The organism is Microbacterium sp. STRO-1N, assembly GCF_057748015.1.
This window is the reverse complement of record NZ_CM173234.1, coordinates 3,593,873-3,613,339: the sequence shown is the minus strand read 5'-3', so window position 1 is coordinate 3,613,339 and position 19,467 is coordinate 3,593,873. Positions and strand designations below refer to the sequence as shown.

The window sequence follows — 19,467 nt, the reverse complement described above, 5'->3', positions numbered from 1 at the left end:
AAAGCGGATGCCGCGGCATCCGCCCTGCGACGGATCCGTCTCAACTTGCTATTGACAAGCTTGGTTGTTTTTTGCAAGCTTGTTTTCGACAGGCTCGCCAACCGAGCTTGCACGACCGGAATCTCACAAGGGAGTCAGCATGTCCACGAAGATCTTCGTCAACCTGCCCACCGCCGACCTCGAGCGCAGCAAGGCGTTCTACACGGCACTGGGCTGCGACATCAATCCGCTGTTCACCGACGAGAACGCCGCCTGCATCGTGTGGAGCGACGACGTCTACTTCATGGTTCTCACGCGCGAGTACTTCGGCACATTCACCGAGAAGCCCATCGTCGACCCCCGCGAGGGCGCACAGGTGCTGATCGCGCTGAGTCGTGACTCGCGCGAGGACGTGGATGCCGTGCTCGCCGCCGGTCTCGCCGCTGGAGGCACCGAGCCGAACGAGGCCAAGGACTACGGCTTCATGTACTCGCGCGACCTCGAGGACCCTGACGGCAACGGCATCGAGTTCCTCTACATGGACCCGGCCGCCGCCGAGCAGGGACCCGAGGCGTTCATGGCGGAGCAGGGCGCCGAGTCGGCCTGATGGCCGCCCGGAGCTACGGCCAGTACTGCGGCATCACGACGGCCGTCGAGCTGATCGGGGAGCGATGGGCGATGCTCATCGTCCGCGATCTGATCGTCGGTCCTCGCCGCTACACCGATCTCAAGCAGGGTCTTCCTCGGATCCCGACCAACATCCTCTCCACGCGGCTCAAAGAGCTGCAGGAGGGCGGGGTCGTGCGACGCGTTCCGCTGATGAACTGCGGGCTGGTCTACGAGCTGACGCCGTACGGGCGTGCGCTCGAGCCGATCCTGCTGGCTCTCGGCCGGTGGGGATTCCAGGCGATGGGCGATCCGGAACCGGGTGACGTCGTCACCCCCGACTCGCTCACGATGGCGCTGCGGACCTCGTTCCAGTCGACTGCCGCTGCGGACGCCGACATCGAGCTGCACCTCGGCGACATCGTGCTGCGGGTCGTCGTGGTCGACGGCGAGCTCGCGGTCACGCAGCTCGCGCCGCCGGCGCCTCCTGTCGGCGGCCGACTTCCGACCGGAGAGCCGGATGCCGTGATCGTCGCCGGCCCCGGCATCCGACGCCTGATCGCCGGCGATGTGACACCGGCTGAGGCGATCGCGCAGGATCTCGTCGCGGTGGTGCGCGGCGACGAGAGCGCACTGGACGCATTCGCGTCGACATTCCACATCGCACCGCTGATCACGCAAGGGAGCATGACATGAGCGATTCAGAATCCGGACGCATCATCATCGACCTCTTCACCACGCTGGACGGCGTCGCGCAGGCACCAGGCGGCCCTGAGGAGGACGAATCCGGTGCCTTCCCCTTCGGCGGGTGGCAGGCGCCGCTGCCGAGCGAAGCCGTCGGGCGCAGCGTCGCCGAAGGCATGGAGACCCTCGACGCCCTGCTGCTCGGACGCCGGACGTACGACATCTTCGCCGGCTACTGGCCGCAGCACACCACCGGCGAGGAAGGCTGGATCGGGCAGCTGTTCGATCGGGTGCCGAAGTACGTCGCCTCGCGGGATGCCGGCATCGAGCTGTCGTGGCAGGGGTCGACGCGGGTCGGCGACGATCTGGCCTCCGAGATCGCCGAGCTGCGGTCGCGGCACCGCGACGTGCACGTGATCGGGAGCATCGATCTCGCGCAGACGCTGCTCGCCGAGAAGCTGTATGACGAGCTGCAGCTGTGGGTCTACCCGGTGGTGCTCGGGCAGGGCAAGAAGGTGTTCCCCGACGGTGCCGTCCCGTCGAACATGACGCTGCTCAGCGCGTCCGCGGGCGATGGAGGCACGCTGCTGCTGCGTTACGCGCCGGCGCCGGGAGAGGTGCAGACGGGGACGATGGGGTCGTAGCGCGCGATCAGGCCAGGAGGCGCTCGAGAACGAGAGCGACGCCGTGGTCGTCGTTCGATGCCGGGGCGACCTCGTCCGCGGCATCCTGAACGGCGGGCTCGGCGTCGGGCATCGCGACGCCGCGGCCGGCCCAGTGCAGCATCTCGAGGTCGTTGAGGGCGTCCCCGAACGCGACGACTTCGGTGCGGTCGATCCCGACGTGCGTGCACAGCTGGGCGAGACCGGTCGCCTTCGTCACGCCCTCGGCCATCACCTCGACGAACGGGGCGCCGGACAGCGTCGCCTCGAAGCCGGTGAGGCCGAGCTCCTGCAGGGCGGCGAAGATCTCCGGAATCGGAACGGATGGATGCCGGATGACCAGCTTGAGGCTGGGAGCCGCCAGCACATCGGCCAGCGGCACCCCGCCCATGGTCGCCGGATCCCGCTTGTGATCGCTGAGCTGGGCGAGCTCCGCGTAGCCGTGCTGAGCGACGAAGCTCTCACCGACATCGCGCACGCTCGCGAAGACGAGATCCGGGATGACCCGGCCCAGCGCCTCGGCCAGCTCCTGCTGCACGGCGGACGGGATCTCCTGAGCGAACAGGTGCTCGCCGGTGGCGAGATGGACGCCGTACGCGCCGTTGCCGCACAGGGCCCAATCGTCGAAACCGGCGCCGGCGGCGACCTGCTGCAGCCCGATCGGCTGGCGCGCGGTCACGGGCACCACGCGGATGCCGCGTGCTCGTGCGGCATCCAGAGCGGCGCGCGTACGCGGCGAGACCTGTTGGGCGGCGTTCAGCAGCGTGCCGTCGAGGTCCGTCGCGATGAGGCGGATCACGCGAAGATCATCGGGAGGTCTTCGTCCTCCTCGACCGCGCCGAAGGCGAGATCCACCACCACGGGAACGTGGTCGCTGGGCTGCGCGCCCTTGCGCTCCTCGCGATGGATGGATGCTCCGGTCACGGCATCCGCCAGCGCGCGCGATCCGAGGATGAAGTCGATGCGGATGCCCTCGTTGCGCGGGAACTTCAGGCGCTGGTAATCCCAGTAGGTATAGCCCTCGGGGATGAGCGGGCGGACCACATCGGTGACGCCGGCGTCTGCGAGGGCGAAGAACGCCTGGCGCTCGGGGGGCGAGACGTGCGTGGAGACGCCCTCGACGATCGCCGGGTCGCCGTTGTCGGTGTCGAACGGGATGATGTTGAAGTCGCCGACCAGCGCGAGCGGCAGATCCGGGTTCGCAGCCAGCTCGGCTGCTGTGGCGTTCTTCAGCTGCTCCAGCCAGTGCAGTTTGTAGACGTAGTGCGGGTCGTCCAGGCTGCGGCCGTTCGGGACGTACAGGCTCCACACCCGCACGCCGTCGACCATCACGCCGAGAGCGCGTGCCTCGAGTGGGGCATCAGGGCCCTCATGACCCTTGGCGAACCCCGGCATCCCGGCGAACGAGGTCCGTACGTCGGTGATGGGGAGGCGGCTGGCGATGGCCACGCCGTTCCACTGATTGAAGCCGTGGACCTCGACGTGATAGCCCGCAGCCTCGAACGGCTCATACGGGAACTGCTCCGGCTTGCACTTGATCTCCTGGAAGGCCAGGACGTCGATGTCCTCACGGACGGCGAACTCGACGGCGCGGGTGACGCGGGTGCGAATGGAGTTGATGTTCCAGGTGGCCAAGCGCATGGGTCCAGCCTACGGGGAGGGGCGGACACAGTACGCGCTCGTTGGGTGAGGACGGCGGAGCCGACCGAGTCGAAACGCGTGTATTGCTGGGCAGCGGTCAGAGGACCGCGTTCCAGCGGAGGCGCGGAGGGGCGGCATCGAGGTCGGCGAGCAGAGGGGCGGGGTCCGCGATGGGGAACATCGTGATCAGGTGGCGTCCGCGTGCGGGGGCGTCGATGGCGTAGGCGAGAGCGGACGGGCGCGGGCGTCGATCGGCGATCGCGACGACGGCATCCGCGTCGGCGAGGTGCTGGCGGCGCACCGGGGCGGCGGCGATCAGCGTCTCGGCTGCTTCCGTGACGCGGTCGAGGAGCGTGCGGTCGCCGGTCCAGGGGATGAAGGCGTCGGGGGAGAGCGCGCACGCGACGGCGAGCTCTCCGTCGAGCCAGCGGTCGCGTTTCAGGCCGTACGGCGTGGGGATGGTCGAGAGCAGGTAGCCGTACACGTGCAGCAGGCCGGCGTTGCCGACCGGCCACGCGGAATCCAGACCCGCACGATCGTGCAGCGCCTCGAACATCGGCTGCGACAGCACCGGCGCTCCGACGTTCTCGTCCACGATCGTTGATCGACCCCAGCGCGCGAAGCGGTCGGCCGCGGCATCCGCATCGATCGCCGGACCGAGCCAGTCGAACATCGACAGCACGTCCGAAGCATCGTGCGCGGCGGCCGCGGCATCCCATCGATCGATCACGACGACGAGCGTAACCGGCTGGACCGACCGAGCCGGAATCGGAGTTCACGCGCTGTTCACGCAAGATGGTCGTAATGTCCAAAGACGAATGCAAGTATGGACGCATCGTCCCGATCCTGACCAGGAGAACCGTGACTCTCACTCTCGTCCTCGACTTCGACGGCACCATCGCGCTCGGCGCCGGACCGCTCGAGGCCTTCGCCCGCGCCGTCGCGACCTCCGTCGACGACCCGACGTTCGCGGACCGCGCGATGGCCGACCTCGCCGCGTTCGAACGCGGCGAGACCGACGCGCGCGACGGGTACGACGTGATCAGCACGCTCGCCGCCGAGCAGGGTGTCACTGCCGATGCGCTCGAGGCCGCCTACCAGTCGTCGCGGGCGCTGCTGGGCTCCGAGCACGCCGCGATCGCGCCGCCGGCCGGACTCTCCGACTTCCTGAACCGGATCCACCCGCACGTCAGCGTCGTCCTGGCGACCAATGCGCCGGGTGCCGGCATCCGTCCCGTCCTGGACGGGTGGGGCGTCACTGAGCTGTTCGACGACCTGCACTTCACGGTCGGAAAGCCGGCAGGGCTCATCCCGATCATCCGGGCGGCGATCGCCGAAGGACCCGTCCTCTCGGTGGGCGACATCTTCGAGTTCGACCTCGCCCCAGCGGCCGAGCTGGGCGCCGCGACGGCGCTTGTCGGTGCCACTGCCGAACGCGCCCCGGCAGCCGTGACGATGCGCGGCCGGACGATCGCCGACCTGTACGGCGATATCGAAGCCTGGGCCGCGACTGCGGTATCCAGTACCCCCCGCAGCACCACCCTCACCGAAAGGCACGATCCGAATGCGTAAGTCCTTGCTCACCACGGGCATCGCCGCCGTCGCCGTTCTGGCGCTCGCCGGCTGCAGCAGCAGCGCAGCCGAAGAGACGGCAGGCGAGGCGACCGAATGGCCGTCCTCCATCACCCTGTCGCTGGTGCCGTCGGTCGAGGGCGAAGACCTCGCCCAGGCCCTCGACCCGCTCACCGCCTACCTGTCCGAGAACCTCGACATCGAGGTCAAGGGCGTCGTCGCCTCGGATTACGCCGCCACCGTCGAGGCTCTCGGCACCGACCAGGCGCAGGTCATCATCACCGACGCCGGATCCCTGTACAACGCCACGGAGCGCTACGACGCCGAGCTGATCCTCCGCGACGTCCGCTTCGGCGCCACGTCGTACGCCTCGGTGGCGTACACGAACAACCCCGACAAGTACTGCGAGGACGAGCCCGTCCTGTCGACGTACGCCGCCAGCGACATCCAGCTGTCGTACTGCAACGGCATCGAAGAGGCCGCAGCAGACGCGACCGGCTCCGGCCCCGCCGGCGTCGAGGCGCTCGGCGAGATCACAGACGGCACCAAGGTCGCCCTGCAGGCCGCCACGTCGCCGGCCGGCTACCAGTACCCCGTCGTCGCGATGCGCGAAGAGGGCGTGGACACGGATGCCGGGATCACCCAGGTGCCGGTCGAAGGCAACAACAACGCGGTGCTCGCGGTCTACAACGGCGACGCCGAGGTCAGCTTCGCGTACTGGGACGCTCGCACGACCGTCACCGAGGAAGCCCCGGACATCGCGGATAAGGTCGTCGCCTTCGCCTACACCGAGATGATCCCCAACGGCGGCGTCGCGGTCACCACGACGCTTCCCGACGACCTCGTCGCCGAGCTCACCGAACTGCTCGACGGCTACGCGGACTCGTCCGAAGAGGCGGCATCCGTGATGTTCGACCTCGTCGGTCTCTCCGACTGGACCAGCGAGACCGCCGAGGACGAGATCACCCGCTACGGCGAGATCCTGGCCGAGTTCTCCAACTGACACGCGAACCGGGAAACATGCACACTGATCCGCAGCGCGCGGAGGCCGGGGCTCTGCCCCAGGCCTCCGCGTCGTGGTCGATCCGTCTCGACGACGTCTCGGTCACCTACCCCAACGGCACCCGCGCCCTCAGCGGCGTATCGCTCGACATCGCGGCCGGCGAGATGGTCTCCGTCGTCGGCCTCTCCGGGTCGGGCAAGTCCACGCTCATCCGCACGATCAACGGCCTCGTGCCCGCGACGAGCGGGACGGTCACGGTCGGCCCGCACACCGTGACGGGCATGCGCGGGCGCCGGCTCCGCGAGACGCGCGGGCACATCGGCATGATCTTCCAGGGATTCAACCTCGCCGACCGCGCCGATGTGTACCGCAATGTGCTCGTCGGCCGCTTCGCGCACGCCCCGACCTGGCGGACCGTGCTCGGGTTGACCACGGCGCAGGATCGCGAGCTCGCCCTGCGCGCACTCGACTCCGTCGGCATGCTCGAGAAGGTCTGGAACCGTGCAGGTCAGCTCTCGGGCGGCCAGAAGCAGCGCGTCGCGATCGCTCGGGCGCTGACGCAGCAGCCCAGCGTCATGCTCGCCGACGAACCCGTCGCCAGTCTCGACCCGCCGACGGCTCACGCTGTCATGCACGACCTGCGCCGCGTCAACGTCGAAGAGCACCTCACGGTGCTCGTCAACATCCACCTGATGGATCTGGCGCGCCAGTACACGACGCGCATGATCGGCCTGCGCGCCGGCGAAGTCGTCTACGACGGACCCGCTGCGGATGCCGCAGATCACGACTTCGAGCAGATCTACGGCCGCCCCATCCAGCCGAGGGATGTGCTCGGCGCATGACGACCGGAGCCCGACCCCTCGAGGTCCCGCCCAAGCCGACGTCCAGGGTGCGCACCGGCCTCGTCGTCCTGGCGTTCGCCGCGTTCACGATCGCCACCTGCATCCCCGCGATCGGCGGCATCGACCTGGACTTCGGCGCGCTCATCCGCAACTGGGACAACGGATCCGCGCTGCTCGCCCAGTTCCTGCAACCGGACTTCTCGTTCCTGCCTCGGACCTTCGGGCCGATGCTCGAGACCCTCCAGATGGCGGTGGTCGGCGCTGCGCTCGCCGCGGTGATCTCGGTCCCGCTGACGCTGTGGGCGGCCGCTCCGACCAACCCGAACACCCCGACTCGCATCGCGGTGCGGACCGTGATCAACGTCATCCGCTCTGTTCCCGACCTCGTCTACGCGACCGTCCTCGTCGCGATGGTCGGCGTCGGCGCGCTACCAGGGCTCATCACGCTGTTCCTCTTCGACATCGGGATCATCGTCAAGCTCGTGTCGGAGGCGATCGACTCCACCGACCTGCCCGTCATCGAGGCGGGACGCGCCACCGGCGGTGGGCAGACGCAGATCAATCGCAGCGTGGTCCTGCCGCAGACCTGGCCGCTGTTCGCCAACCAGTGGCTGTACACGCTCGAACTCAACGTCCGCATCTCGGCGATCCTCGGCATCGTCGGCGCCGGCGGCATCGGCCGGCTCCTCGACGAACGGCGCGCGTTCTACGCGTACGACGACGTCGCGGTGATCGTGCTGGAGATCCTCGTCGTCGTGGTGCTCATCGAAGTGTTCTCGAACTTCCTGCGGAGGCGACTGGTATGACGCTTTCGACAACCGCGCGCGGTATCGGACTCGATCTGCCCCGGCATCCGTCCCGCCTCGTCCCGACCGTGGTCGCCGTCATCGTCGGCGCTGTCGTGCTCGCCGCGGCGGCCGGGCTGCCGATTCCGTGGAGCGACCTCGGCTCCCTGCCGGGGCAGATCGCGCACTATCTCACGCTCATGTTCGCGGACCCCAACTGGGAGAAGCTGCCGCAGGCGCTGTTCGAGACGTGGCGCTCGATCTCGATGGCGTGGATCGGCGCGATCGGGTGCGTCATCGTGTCGATCCCGCTCGGCATGCTCGCCGCGAACAACGTCGGGCCGGTGTGGGTGCGCCTGCCCCTGCGGGGTGTGTTCGCCGTGATCCGCGCTGTGCCGGAGGTCATCATCGCGCTGCTGCTGCTCACCGTCACCGGCCTCACCCCGTTCACCGGGGCACTGGCGTTGGCGATCGCCGGCATCGGCACGCAGGCCAAATGGGTCTATGAGACCGTCGAGTCCGTTCAGGAGGGCGCATCCGAGGCCGTCAGGGCCGCGGGCGGCAGTACGGCGGAGGTGACGAGGTGGGCGCTCTGGCCCGCCGCCGCACCGACACTGCTGTCGTTCGCGCTCTACCGATTCGAGATCAACATCCGCACGTCGGCGGTCCTCGGGCTGGTCGGCGCCGGCGGAATCGGCAGCATGCTCGCGAACTACACGAACTTCCGCGAGTGGGATACGGTCGGGATGCTGTTGATCGTGGTCGTTCTGGCGACCATGCTCATGGATGCGGTTTCCGGTGCGATCCGGCGGCGGATCATGCGCGGACCACGGGCGAAGGCGATCGCGGAACCGAAGAAGGAGCGCACGGATGTGGCAGGGACCCGCTGACGCGCCGCCGACGGCGCGCATCGCGATGCTGGCGCCGTCGATGCAGCCCAGCGAGCGCCGTGTGGCCGAGGCGATCGCGGTCGACGTGGACGTCTCGATCGAGCGGACGGCGCAGGAGATCGCGGATGCCGTCGGCGTCGGCCGCACGACCGTGGTCCGCACCGCCCAGACTCTCGGCTACGACGGCTATCCGCAGCTGCGGGTCGCGCTCGCCCGCGAACGCGCGAGTTCCGCACCGACGCAGGACGACACCGCAGACGGCACGATGCTCGGAGCGCTGCGCGGCGCGGTCGACCGCTTCTCCTCCCGGTTGGCGCACACGGTCTCGGCCGTCACAGAGGAGACCCTGGCGGCCTTCGTCGGCGAGCTCGACAGTTCGACGCGGCTGCTCGTCGCGGCGAACGGCCTGTCGGCACCGGTCGGAGCCGACCTCGCGATGCGGCTGACCTCGGCCGGCCGTCCGGCCGAGTACGTCGCGGACACGCTCGGCCAGCAGATCACGGCGTCGCAGCTCGGTGCAGGCTCCGCCTGCCTGGTGGTGTCAGGATCGGGGGTCAATCGCGCCTCCATCGACGTGATGACCGCCGCACGGGCGAGCGGCGCCCGCGTCCTCGCGATCACCTCGTTCCCTCGTTCGCCGGTCGCTGAGATCGCCGATGTCGCTCTCGTCGTCGCGCCGATCAACGACTCGTTTCGCGACGAACTGCTGTACACCTCGCGCGCCGCACTGATGCTCGTCACGGAGTCGGTCGTCGGGTTGCTGGTGAGCAGGCGAGGTGCGAGCGCGACGGCGGCGCAGATCGCGACGCTGTCGGTGCTCGGCCACTCGCTCTCGGAGTAGCGCTCAGCCTCGGGCTCGGGATGTCGCGGGTGACCAACGCGGCATTTTCTGACGTTTGGAAGCTTTATCCGAATGACATAAAGTGGCATAATCCGAGTAACAAAACAAACAGAGGCGCAGCGTGGACAGCATCCTGAACCCGTACACACCGAACGCTGGAGCGTCTCCTGACATCATCGTCGGGAGGGAGGAGCAGACGAAGGCCTTCGAGATCCTGCTTCGACGACTCGCGCGCGGCAAGACGCATCAGTCGATGATCATCACCGGGTTGCGTGGCGTCGGCAAGACAGTGCTGCTCAACGAGTTCGGCGACATCGCGCGCACGGAACACTGGGAAGTGCTCGAGATCGAAGCGCGTAAGCATGATGACACTCGCTTCCGACAGACCATGGCCTCGCTCCTGAAGGCAGCCCTGCTCAGGCTGTCGCCGCGCGCGAAGTGGACCGATCGTGCCCGGCGCGCGGCCGCAGTCGTCACGTCCTTCGCTGTCTCCGTCGACCAGCAGGGGACGTGGTCGCTCGCGTGGGATGTGGAAGCAGAAGAAGGGTTCGCTGATCACGGCGATCTCGGGCTTGATCTCACCGATGTGCTGGTTGCCCTCGGCGAGATCGCACAAGAGCGGGAGCGTGGCATTGCCATCCTCATCGACGAAGTGCAGTTTCTCAGCGCCAGGCAACTGGAAGCACTGATCCAGGCAGTGCACAAGACCGTGCAACGGAAGCTGCCGATAACGTTTGTGGGGGCCGGACTTCCACAGATCGCGGAACTGGCCGGCGATGCGAAATCGTACGCCGAGCGCCTCTTCCAGTTCCCGAAGATCGACTCGCTCAGTGGGGAAGATGCGCAAAAGGCTCTGATCGAGCCCGCCGCCGCCGAAGGAGTGGTGTTCGAGGCGGATGCTGTCGATCTAGCTGTCGATATCACGCGTGGATACCCCTACTTCCTGCAAGAGCTCGGCTACCAGGTATGGGAAATCGCGGAGCAATCTCCCATTACTCGCGAAGACGTGCTGATCGCCAGAGAAGGTTACGAAGCCAAACTCGACAGCTCGTTCTTCCGCGTCCGTCTAGACCGCGCCACCCCCCTTCAAACCGCCTATATGCGGGCGATGGCGGACCTCGGGCCAGAAGCACAGAAGGCGTCTGAAGTCGCACGGGTGATGGGCCGCGAGTCGACTCAACTCGGACCCACACGAGCTGAACTGATCGACATGGGGTTGCTGTACACGCCAGAGCACGGATATGCCGCGTTCACTGTGCCTGACTTCGACAAGTTCATGCTGCGCGCGGTGCCCAAACTTGAGGTGCCTGAAGTGCAGAAGCGGCCGCGAAAGAAGGCCAGCGACTAGCGCTCCGCAGGATCCGCCGTGCCGACGAGTACGCCGCGCGCGAGGGTGTGGAAGTGCCGATTGAAGCCCAGGACCGCGGGCGTCGAACCGGCGGGAATGTCGAGCGTCTCGACGTCCAGGGCGTCGACGACGAAGAAGTAGCGGTGCACTCCGGTGCCGGCTGGCGGTGCCGCGCCGATGAAGCGCTCGGTACGCTGCTCGTTCGGCAGCACGCGCGCCGAACCCGGCAGCGACGCGGCTGTGCCATCCCCGCCGGGGAGCGACATGGTGCCACCGGGGAGATCGAATGCGGCCCAATGCCAGAAGCCCGATCCGGTCGGCGCGTCCGGATCGAAGCAGCTGATCGCGAGACTCCGGGTTCCGGCCGGCGGCTGCGACCACTCGAGCGTCGGCGCTCGGTCCTCGCCGCCGCGCGACGCCGACCAGACGAACACCGGCAACGGACCGCCCGGCGTGAAATCAGGGCTGGTCAGTTCCAGCGGCGCCACAGGGCGCAGTTCGGCGAGTTCGGCATAGGGATCGAACGAGAACATGAGACCTCCGGCATCCGTCGCTTCCCACGCCACGATAGGCGACACGCGCCGTCACGGCCAGGGCCCGCGCCCTACACTGGATGCCGTGACCCTCGACGCAGATCGCCAGTCCCTGCTCGCCCTCATCACGGATGAGGCGGTGTTCCACGGCGACTTCACCCTCTCCAGCGGCAAGCAGGCGACGTACTACGTCGACATGCGCAAGCTGACCCTCGACCACCGCGCCGCCCCGGCCATCGGGCGCATCATGCTCGACCTGATCGGCGACCTCGACGTCGTCGCCGTCGGCGGCCTGACGCTCGGCGCCGACCCGATCGCGAACTCCGTCATGCACGCGTCCGTCGGGACGGAACGCCCACTGGACGCCTTCGTCGTCCGCAAGGAGCCCAAGGACCACGGCCGCGGCCGCCAGATCGAGGGCGCGGACATCACGGGCAAGCGCGTGGTCGTCCTCGAGGACACCTCGACCACCGGTCAGTCCGCGCTCAAGGCCGTCGAAGCCCTCCGCCGTGAGGGCGCCGAGGTCGTCGCCGTCGCCGTGATCGTCGACCGCAAGACCGGAGCGCACGCCGCGATCGAAGCAGCCGGTCTCGAGTGGCGTGCCGCCTTCGATCTCGACGACCTCGGGCTCGACCCGCAGTGACCCTCGGTCCGAGCGCGCAGACCCTGCGCGGAAAGGGAGTCCAGTGACCCGCTACGCGCTGGCCGTCGACGTCGGCGGCACCAAGATGGAGGCCGCGCTCGTGGCCGACGACGGCGTGCTCGTTGAGGGGAGCCGCAGCCGCCAGGCGACAGGGCGCTCCGCGACGACCGCGAGTCTGGATGCCGCGGTCGCCGCGATCGTCCAACACGCGCTGTCCGTGCTCCCGGCGGATGCCGAACTCGCCGGCGCCGGCATCGGCAGCGCCGGACCGGTCGACCGCAGCACCGGGCAGATCCTCCCCGTCAACATGCCGCAGGCACGCGGATACGGACTCGCAGACGCCGTCCGCACCGCGGCGTCGTCGATTCTGGGTCGCGACGTTCCGACGGTCTTCGGACACGACGGCGGTGCGCTCGCGCTCGCCGAGTCCTGGCTGGGGGCCACGCGCGACGCGCATGCGTCCCTGTCGATCGTCGTCTCGACCGGCGTCGGCGGCGGCTTCGTCGTCAACGGCGCGTACATTGCCGGTGCCACCGGCAACGCCGGACACCTCGGACAGGTCCGCCGTGAGGGCGGGCTGACTCTCGAGGAGATCGCATCAGGGCCAGCGAGCGCAGCCTGGGCGCAGACGCAGGGCTGGGCCGGCGCGACGGGCGAGGACCTCGCCAGGGATGCCGCGGCCGGCGACGCCACCGCGCGGGCCGCGATCGAGCGCTCGGCGAAGGCCGTCGGAGAGTCGCTCGCGGATGCGGCGACGCTGGTCGACCTCGACACCGTGGCCATCGGCGGCGGCTTCTCGCGGGTCTCCGACGACTACATCGATCTCGTCCAGACCGCACTCACCGCGAGTGCCGCGCACGAGTACTCCCGACGCACGCGTGTCGTGCGTTCGGGACTCGGCGACGAGGGTCCGCTGATCGGCGCTGCCGCGTTCGTCCTGCGGTAGTCAGCGCGCGCCGGGGACCAGATCGGTCAGCCGCCGATCGGCGTCCAGGCGCTGCCGGCCTCAGAACTGCGCTCCACGGCATCCAGCACCCGTTGCACGTGCAGCGCGTCGGCGAACGACGGGCGTGGCTGCGCCCCGTCGGCGACGGCCTGCACGAAGTCGACGACCTGGTGCGAGAAGCCGTGCTCGTAGCCGAGCATGTGGCCGGTCGGCCACCAGTTCCCGGTGTACGGGTGCCCGGCCTCGGTGACGAGGATGCGGCGGAAGCCCTGCTCGAGATCGGGGGAGGTCGCGTCGTAGAACTCGAGTTCGTTCATGCGCTCCATGTCGAACGACAGCGCGCCCAGCGAGCCCGAGATCTCGAATCGGAACGCGTTCTTGCGTCCGGTGCGGAAGCGGGTCGCCTCGAAGGAGCCGAGTGCTCCGTTGGCGAACCGGCCGTGGAACAGCGCGACGTCGTCGACCGTGACCGGCCCGCGCTCCGTCGAGGCGGTGCCGGAGAGCCCGACGCCCTCGCCGAGCAGCGGACGCTCGGCGACGATGGTCTCCAGGATGCCCGACACGCTCGACAGCCGGATGCCGGTGACGTACTCGACCATGTCGATCGCGTGGGCGCCGATGTCGCCGAGCGAACCGGATCCGGCCCGATTCTTCTGCAGGCGCCAGGTGAGCGGCGCCTCGGCATCCGTCAGCCAGTCCTGCAGGTACTCGGCGCGGATCTGGCGGATCTCGCCGAGTCGTCCGTCGGCGACGAGCTGACGGGCGAACACGGCGGCGGGGACCCGGCGGTACGTGAAACCGACCATCGAGAGGATCCCGCGCGCGGCCGCCTCCTCGGCGGCGCGCGTCATCTCCTCGGCCTCGGCGACGCTGTTGGCGAGCGGCTTCTCGCAGATGACGTGCTTGCCGGCGCGCAGCGCGGCCAGGGCGATCTCGGCGTGCGTGTCACCCGGGGTGACGATGTCGACGACATCCACGTCATCGCGTTCGACAGCGGAACGCCAGTCGGTCGCGGTCTCCGACCAGCCCCACTGCGCGGCCGCGGCGTCGGCCTTCGCGGCATCCCGTCCGACGAGCAGATGCATCTCGGGTCGGACCGGCAGATCGAAGAACCGGGGGGCGGTTCGCCAGCCCTGGGAATGGGCGGCGCCCATGAATCCGTGGCCGATCATCGCAACGCGCATGGACGTCTGTCTCCTTCGACGGTTTCACTTCAAAAGTTGTTTCTGGCAACATATATCGAGGACGGCGCGAAGTCCAGATCAGCGTCGATCGGAAAAGGAGACCTGGTGAGCAATACGCGTTCAGCCCTCATCGTGCGCGGTGGGTGGGACGGGCATCATCCCGTCGAGGCGACGGAACTGTTCGTGCCGTTCCTGCGCGAGCAGGGTTATGACGTCAGAATCGAAGAGAGTCCCGCGGTCTACGCGGATGCCGACACGATGGCGGATGTCGACCTGATCGTGCAGAGCAACACGATGAGCACGATCCAGCCGGAAGAGTTCAAGGGGCTGCGGGCGGCGATCGAAGCCGGCGCCGGCATGGCCGGATGGCACGGCGGCATCGCCGACTCCTATCGCAACAACTCGGACTACCTGCAGCTCATCGGCGGGCAGTTCGCGACGCATCCAGGGCGCCACCCTGAGGAGCGACCGGGCAACGAGCAGGACAACTACCTGCGTTACACGGTCGAGCTGACCGACCTCGGGCGAGCACACGAGATCATGGCAGGCATCGACGACTTCGAGCTCGAGACCGAGCAGTACTGGGTGCTGCACGACGATCTCAACGACGTTCTCGCGACGACGACGCACCCCGTGCAGCCGTACCACCCGTGGCATCGGCCGATCGTGTCGCCGGCGGTCTGGACGCGGTTGTGGGGCAAGGGCCGGATCTTCGTCGCCACGCCAGGGCACTCGGTCGACATCCTCGAGAACCCGAACGTGCGCACGATCATCGAGCGGGGGATGCTGTGGGCCAGCCGTTGAGCACGCTGAAGGTCGGGATCATCGGATGCGGCAACATCGCCGCCCAGTACCTCGACACCTTCTCGCGGCTCGGGAGCGTCGATCTCGTCGCCGTCGCGGATCTCGTGCCCGAGCGCGCCGCCGAGGTCGCCGCACGCGTGCCGGGGGTTCGTGCGCTGAGCATCGATGATCTCATCGCCGACCCGTCGATCCAGCTCGTCGTGAACCTGACGATCCCGGCCGCGCACGCCGAGGTCGCCCAGCGCGTGATCGCTGCAGGCAAGGAGGTCTACACCGAGAAGCCGCTGACATCGGATGCCGAATCCGCTGCCGCCGTGCTCGACGCGGCCGCCCGTGCCGGCGTCTGGGTCGGCTGCGCTCCCGACACGGTGCTCGGCACCGGAATCCAGACCGCACGCAAGGCCGTGGACGACGGGCTGATCGGTCGGCCGATCTCGGCGACGGCCACCATGATGACCGCAGGGCATGAGCGGTGGCATCCGAATCCGGACTTCTACTACCTCCCCGGCGGCGGGCCGCTGCTGGACATGGGTCCGTACTACGTCTCGGCACTGATCCACCTGCTCGGACCGGTGGCGAGCGTGGTCGGAGTGGGAAGTCGCACGCGCAGCGAACGCGTCATCGGTTCGGGCGACCGGGCCGGTGAGCGCATCCCTGTCGAGGTGCTCACCCACATCACCGCGGTTCTCACGCACGAATCCGGCGCGCTGTCCACGGTCGTGATGTCGTTCGACACGGTCGCCACGCGCGCGTCGAACATCGAAGTGCACGGCGAGACGGGGTCGCTGGTCGTGCCCGACCCGAACAACTTCGCAGGAGACGTGCGGCTGCACACGCTCGAGTCCCGGGAGTGGACGGAGCTCCCCGTCTCCGCCGGGTACATCGACGCCGGTCGCGGTGTCGGCATCCACGACCGCGCGGTCTCCGGTGCGGAAGCCGCCCGCGCCTCAGGGGCCGTCGGGTTCCACGCGCTGGATGTCATGCTGTCGGTCCTCCGCGCGGCGGAAGAGGGCGGGACGGTCGTCATCGAGAGCACCTGCGAGCGGCCTGAGGCGGTCGCACTGTCCGAGATCTGACGCTCAGAGAGTCGCTCGCGCCGGTGCGAGCGACTCTCCGGGCTGCATCTCGCACGCGAGCAGCACGGCGGGCGGTTCGGCGGCGGCATTGGCGATCCGCTCGATGATCGCATCGACGCCGAGCCGCCCGAGTTCCTCACCGGGGGTCCGCATGTAGTTCAGCGGCGGATCGGCCATTCCCGCCATGTTGGCGGAGGAGCCGATCGAGATGATCGAGATGTCATCGGGCACGCGGCTGCCGGCATCGCGCAGCCCCATCACGATGCCGGGGGCGGCGTGCTCGTTCATCAGCACGAGGGCGGTGAGATCCGGATGCTCGGTCGCGAGTGTCCGGCCGAGCCGACGTCCGTCCAGTGAGTTCTCGGGGCACGGCATGATCAGCGGATCGGAGACGCCGCGCTGGGACATCTCCCTGCGGAAGCAGGCACGCGAGCGCTCCGCAGCGCCGTGGCCCTCGAGATGCAGGTCGCCCCAGTTCCCGGTGATGAACGCGATCCGTCGGTGTCCCAACGCGTCGAGAGCCGCCACGGCCTCGGACATGGACGTCTCGAAGTCGACGTCCACGAAGGTGAGGCCCGCGGGGTCGCGCGTGCGGCCGATGAGGACGAACGGCGTGCTGCCCGGGAGAAGCGCCTGGACTCGCGCATCCTCCATCTGCACTTCCATGAGGAGCACGCCGTCGACGAGGCCGGTGTTCGCGAGCGCGGCGGCCTCGTTCGCGTCGTTGCTGATCGGCCACATCACGAGGTTCAGCCCGCGCTCCTGTGCGCGGGCTGCGGCGCTCGTGAAGAAGCCCATCACGGAGCCGGTGGCCGGTCGCTGCAGCGCCGGGTAGAGCAGGGCGATGATGTTCGTGCGGCCACGAGCCAGCGCCGCGCCGACGGGGTTGCGGCGATACCCGAGGTCGCGCATCGCCGTCTCCACGCGTTCGCGCGTGCCCGCCGAGATCGGCTTCGCCCCGCTGAGCACGAACGACACCGTCGCGATCGATACGTTCGCGCGCTTCGCGACGTCATTCATGGTGACCATGGCGCTCCCGTTCGATTTCCTCTTGTTGACAACCACAACTTATCGATCCATACTCGTTCCCACCGACAGTTTAAGCGCTTTAACGATCGCCGTGACGAGGACGCACCGAGCCCGTCCGGCCCCGTTCGCTGTACCCCGCATCTCACACAAAGGAGTCACCGATGCGCACTCGACGCACCCTGTTCACGGCCGCCGCGGCCCTCACGATCGTTCCGCTCGCCCTCGCCGGCTGCAGTGCCGGAGGGGGAGGCGCCTCCGGTGGCGATCCGAAGACGATCACGATCCTCGACTACTACAACAACGAGCCGGACAAGGGGCTGGTCCAGGACCTCCTCGACCAGTGCGCGGCCGACCTCGATCTGACGATCGAGAGGGAGTCCGTGCCGGGCAAGGACCTCATCCAGAAGGTGCTCCAGCGCGCGTCATCGAAGACGCTCCCCGACGTGCTCATGCTCGACAACCCGGACGTGCAGGAGATCGCGGCGAGCGGCGCGCTGGCACCGCTCAGCGATTTCGACGTCGACACCTCCGGTTACATCGACGGCATCATCGAGGCCGCCACCTACGAGGGCGAGGTCTACGGACTCGCGCCGGCCGTGAACACGCTCGGCCTGTTCTACAACGTCGACACCCTCGAGGCCGCCGGCATCGCCCCGCCCACCACGTGGGACGAGCTGAAAGATGCTGCGGCGAAACTGACCGTCGGCGACCAGTACGGCATGGCATTCTCCGCCATCGCGACGTACGAGGGCTCCTGGCAGTTCCTGCCCTTCATGTGGACCAACGGCGGCGATGAGACCGACCTGCAGACGCCGGAGAACGCCGAGGCGCTGCAGCTCTGGGTGGACCTGGTCGATTCGGGCTCGGCATCCCAGAGCGTCATCAACTGGAGCCAGGGCGACGTGAAGGACCAGTTCGCCGCCGGCAAGGCGGCCATGATGGTCAACGGACCCTGGAACATCCCGGCTCTGAATGAGACCGACGTGAACTGGGCGAGCGTGCAGCTGCCGGTGAACGAGGCCGGGCAGACGCCGGTCGCCCCGCTCGGCGGCGAGGTCTGGACGGTTCCGCAGACCGGCGATGCCGAGAAGCAGGCCAACGCCGCGAAATTCGTGGAGTGCATGGGCAGCGATGACATCGCGCTGCAGGCGGGCGAGACCCGCTTCACCGTCCCGACGCGCACCGACGTCATCCCCGAGTTCACAGAGAAGATGCCCGACATGGCCGCCTTCGCGGAGCAGGTCGTCAACGCCCGTTCGCGCACCGGGAAGCTCGGCGAGGAATGGCCGACGCAGGCGACCGTGATCTACAACGCCATCCAGCTCGCCCTCACCGGCAAGGCGACCCCCGACGTCGCATTCGAGCAGGCCGCTCAGGGCTGAGCCCGCATCCGACGCCCCGCGGTCGCGCTCCGGCGCGCCGCGGGGCATCCGGAAGGGAGATCGAGATGACAACGACAGCGACCACATCCGCGCCGGCCGTCACGGCGCCGCCGTCTGCTCCGCGCCCACGGCGACGACTCCGCCGAGACACGATCGTCAAGGCGCTGTTCGTCGCGCCGGCCGCGCTCTACATCGTGCTGTTCTTCGGCTACCCGGTGGTCAAGAACCTCACGATGAGCTTCCAGGACTACACGACCAAGACCTTCTTCACCGGGGAAGCGCCCTGGGTCGGCCTGCAGAACTACATCACCGTGGTCAGCAGCAACCTGTTCTGGCCGTCCATGACGAACACTGCGCTGTTCACGATCGGGTCGATCGCGGGCCAGTTCGTGATCGGCCTCGCCCTCGCGGTGTTCTTCCACCACCGGTTCCCGCTCAGCGGGTTCCTGCGGGCCATGCTGCTGCTGCCGTGGCTGCTCCCGCTGATCGTCGCCAGCGCGACGTGGCGGTCGATCATGGATCAGGACAGCGGCATCCTGAACGCGTTCCTCGGCAGCCTCGGCATCGGCGCTGTCCCTTGGCTGACCAGCCCGGATGTGGCCCTGCTCAGCGTGATCCTGGTGAACATCTGGATCGGCATCCCGTTCAATGTCACGATCCTGTACGGCGGGCTGCAGGACATCCCGGAGGAGCTCTACGAGGCCGCATCTCTCGATGGCGCCACCGGATGGAAGGCGTTCTGGCACATCACGCTTCCGAACCTGCGTCCCGTCATCAACGTCGTGCTCGTGCTGGGCGTCGTGTACACGCTGAAGGTCATCGACATCATCCTCGGCCTCACCAACGGCGGGCCGGCGAATGCGACGCAGACCGTCGCGATCCGTTCGTATCAGACGTCGTTCATCGATTTCGAGTTCGGTGTCGGCGCCGCCTTCAGCAACATCCTGATCCTGATCTCACTGGTCTTCGCGTTCGTCTATCTGCGCGGAAACCGCAAGGCCGTCGACGAGTAGAACG

Annotated in this window: 22 protein-coding genes; 16 read left to right on the top strand and 6 right to left on the bottom strand. The window is 68.2% G+C overall.

The genetic code is table 11. The annotated features are described in order from the left end of the window. Nucleotides 1-139 precede the first annotated feature (139 nt). From AC3ANJ_RS17485 to AC3ANJ_RS17475, 3 genes are read left to right on the top strand one after another with little or no spacing between them, the layout of a single operon-like run. Nucleotides 140-586, top strand: a complete 447-nt coding sequence (locus AC3ANJ_RS17485; protein ID WP_406248430.1) for a VOC family protein — start codon at nt 140-142, stop codon at nt 584-586. Next, nucleotides 586-1,281: a winged helix-turn-helix transcriptional regulator gene (locus tag AC3ANJ_RS17480; protein WP_488317409.1), complete on the top strand. Its 696-nt coding sequence runs from the start codon at nt 586-588 to the stop codon at nt 1,279-1,281. The genes AC3ANJ_RS17485 and AC3ANJ_RS17480 overlap by 1 nt, the downstream gene beginning before the upstream one ends. Beyond that, nucleotides 1,278-1,913, top strand: a complete 636-nt coding sequence (locus AC3ANJ_RS17475) for a dihydrofolate reductase family protein (RefSeq protein WP_488317408.1) — start codon at nt 1,278-1,280, stop codon at nt 1,911-1,913. Before AC3ANJ_RS17480 ends, AC3ANJ_RS17475 begins: the two co-directional genes overlap by 4 nt. Before the next feature lie 7 nt (nt 1,914-1,920). Here the strand turns inward: AC3ANJ_RS17475 and AC3ANJ_RS17470 are convergent, their stop codons facing one another. The 3 genes from AC3ANJ_RS17470 to AC3ANJ_RS17460 all read right to left on the bottom strand — a co-directional run bounded on the left by AC3ANJ_RS17470 (nt 1,921) and on the right by AC3ANJ_RS17460 (nt 4,302). Then, nucleotides 1,921-2,730, bottom strand: coding sequence for a Cof-type HAD-IIB family hydrolase (locus AC3ANJ_RS17470; protein WP_488317407.1), 810 nt, complete (start codon nt 2,728-2,730; stop codon nt 1,921-1,923). Next, the gene (locus AC3ANJ_RS17465) at nt 2,727-3,572 is read right to left on the bottom strand and encodes an exodeoxyribonuclease III (RefSeq protein WP_488317406.1); all 846 of its coding nucleotides are present in this window, start codon (nt 3,570-3,572) and stop codon (nt 2,727-2,729) included. The genes AC3ANJ_RS17470 and AC3ANJ_RS17465 overlap by 4 nt, the downstream gene beginning before the upstream one ends. Nucleotides 3,573-3,669: 97 nt before the next feature. Beyond that, nucleotides 3,670-4,302, bottom strand: a complete 633-nt coding sequence (locus AC3ANJ_RS17460) for an amino acid deaminase (protein WP_488317405.1) — start codon at nt 4,300-4,302, stop codon at nt 3,670-3,672. Between the two features lie 131 nt (nt 4,303-4,433). Here AC3ANJ_RS17460 and AC3ANJ_RS17455 point away from each other — a divergent pair, with 131 nt between their 5' ends. From AC3ANJ_RS17455 to AC3ANJ_RS17425, 7 genes are all read left to right on the top strand, one after another. Further along, on the top strand, nt 4,434-5,144 hold the full coding sequence (locus AC3ANJ_RS17455; protein ID WP_488317404.1) for an HAD family hydrolase: 711 nt from the start codon (nt 4,434-4,436) through the stop codon (nt 5,142-5,144). After that, on the top strand, nt 5,137-6,147 hold the full coding sequence (gene phnD / locus AC3ANJ_RS17450) for a phosphate/phosphite/phosphonate ABC transporter substrate-binding protein (RefSeq protein ID WP_488317403.1): 1,011 nt from the start codon (nt 5,137-5,139) through the stop codon (nt 6,145-6,147). Before AC3ANJ_RS17455 ends, phnD begins: the two co-directional genes overlap by 8 nt. Before the next feature lie 17 nt (nt 6,148-6,164). Beyond that, nucleotides 6,165-6,989 (top strand): phosphonate ABC transporter ATP-binding protein, encoded by an 825-nt coding sequence (gene phnC, locus AC3ANJ_RS17445; protein ID WP_488317402.1) that lies wholly within the window; start codon nt 6,165-6,167, stop codon nt 6,987-6,989. After that, complete coding sequence (phnE, locus tag AC3ANJ_RS17440) at nt 6,986-7,795, top strand: phosphonate ABC transporter, permease protein PhnE (protein ID WP_488317401.1); 810 nt, start codon at nt 6,986-6,988, stop codon at nt 7,793-7,795. The genes phnC and phnE (AC3ANJ_RS17440) overlap by 4 nt, the downstream gene beginning before the upstream one ends. Next, entirely contained in the window at nt 7,792-8,664 is an 873-nt protein-coding gene (gene phnE / locus AC3ANJ_RS17435) for a phosphonate ABC transporter, permease protein PhnE (protein WP_488317400.1), read from the top strand. Before phnE (AC3ANJ_RS17440) ends, phnE (AC3ANJ_RS17435) begins: the two co-directional genes overlap by 4 nt. Further along, the gene (locus AC3ANJ_RS17430) at nt 8,645-9,505 is read left to right on the top strand and encodes a MurR/RpiR family transcriptional regulator (RefSeq protein ID WP_488317399.1); all 861 of its coding nucleotides are present in this window, start codon (nt 8,645-8,647) and stop codon (nt 9,503-9,505) included. Before phnE (AC3ANJ_RS17435) ends, AC3ANJ_RS17430 begins: the two co-directional genes overlap by 20 nt. A 121-nt stretch (nt 9,506-9,626) precedes the next feature. Next, entirely contained in the window at nt 9,627-10,853 is a 1,227-nt protein-coding gene (locus tag AC3ANJ_RS17425) for an AAA family ATPase (RefSeq protein WP_406248453.1), read from the top strand. On the opposite strand, the gene AC3ANJ_RS17420 is transcribed toward AC3ANJ_RS17425, so the two are convergent. Next, nucleotides 10,850-11,386 carry a YbhB/YbcL family Raf kinase inhibitor-like protein gene (locus AC3ANJ_RS17420; protein WP_488317398.1) on the bottom strand — a complete coding sequence of 179 codons (537 nt, stop codon included), beginning with the start codon at nt 11,384-11,386 and terminating at the stop codon, nt 10,850-10,852. The two genes, AC3ANJ_RS17425 and AC3ANJ_RS17420, sit on opposite strands and share 4 nt — an antisense overlap. An 85-nt stretch (nt 11,387-11,471) precedes the next feature. On the opposite strand from AC3ANJ_RS17420, the gene pyrE reads away from it, so the two are divergent. Continuing rightward, nucleotides 11,472-12,029 carry an orotate phosphoribosyltransferase gene (gene pyrE / locus AC3ANJ_RS17415; RefSeq protein ID WP_488317397.1) on the top strand — a complete coding sequence of 186 codons (558 nt, stop codon included), beginning with the start codon at nt 11,472-11,474 and terminating at the stop codon, nt 12,027-12,029. Between the two features lie 43 nt (nt 12,030-12,072). Further along, on the top strand, nt 12,073-12,975 hold the full coding sequence (locus AC3ANJ_RS17410; protein WP_488317396.1) for an ROK family protein: 903 nt from the start codon (nt 12,073-12,075) through the stop codon (nt 12,973-12,975). Between the two features lie 26 nt (nt 12,976-13,001). Here AC3ANJ_RS17410 and AC3ANJ_RS17405 read toward each other — a convergent pair whose 3' ends face one another. Beyond that, nucleotides 13,002-14,147, bottom strand: a complete 1,146-nt coding sequence (locus AC3ANJ_RS17405) for a Gfo/Idh/MocA family protein (RefSeq protein WP_488319309.1) — start codon at nt 14,145-14,147, stop codon at nt 13,002-13,004. A gap of 117 nt (nt 14,148-14,264) precedes the next feature. Here AC3ANJ_RS17405 and AC3ANJ_RS17400 point away from each other — a divergent pair, with 117 nt between their 5' ends. Then, the gene (locus AC3ANJ_RS17400; RefSeq protein ID WP_488317395.1) at nt 14,265-14,963 is read left to right on the top strand and encodes a ThuA domain-containing protein; all 699 of its coding nucleotides are present in this window, start codon (nt 14,265-14,267) and stop codon (nt 14,961-14,963) included. Then, nucleotides 14,948-16,039 carry a Gfo/Idh/MocA family protein gene (locus tag AC3ANJ_RS17395; RefSeq protein ID WP_488317394.1) on the top strand — a complete coding sequence of 364 codons (1,092 nt, stop codon included), beginning with the start codon at nt 14,948-14,950 and terminating at the stop codon, nt 16,037-16,039. Before AC3ANJ_RS17400 ends, AC3ANJ_RS17395 begins: the two co-directional genes overlap by 16 nt. A 3-nt stretch (nt 16,040-16,042) precedes the next feature. Here the strand turns inward: AC3ANJ_RS17395 and AC3ANJ_RS17390 are convergent, their stop codons facing one another. Beyond that, complete coding sequence (locus tag AC3ANJ_RS17390) at nt 16,043-17,068, bottom strand: LacI family DNA-binding transcriptional regulator (RefSeq protein ID WP_488317393.1); 1,026 nt, start codon at nt 17,066-17,068, stop codon at nt 16,043-16,045. A 161-nt stretch (nt 17,069-17,229) separates the two neighbouring features. Between AC3ANJ_RS17390 and AC3ANJ_RS17385 the strand changes: the two genes are divergently transcribed. Both AC3ANJ_RS17385 and AC3ANJ_RS17380 read left to right on the top strand, forming a co-directional pair. Next, nucleotides 17,230-18,450 carry a sugar ABC transporter substrate-binding protein gene (locus AC3ANJ_RS17385; RefSeq protein WP_488317392.1) on the top strand — a complete coding sequence of 407 codons (1,221 nt, stop codon included), beginning with the start codon at nt 17,230-17,232 and terminating at the stop codon, nt 18,448-18,450. 65 nt (nt 18,451-18,515) lie between these two features. Next, nucleotides 18,516-19,463, top strand: coding sequence for a carbohydrate ABC transporter permease (locus AC3ANJ_RS17380; RefSeq protein WP_488317391.1), 948 nt, complete (start codon nt 18,516-18,518; stop codon nt 19,461-19,463). Nucleotides 19,464-19,467 lie beyond the last annotated feature (4 nt).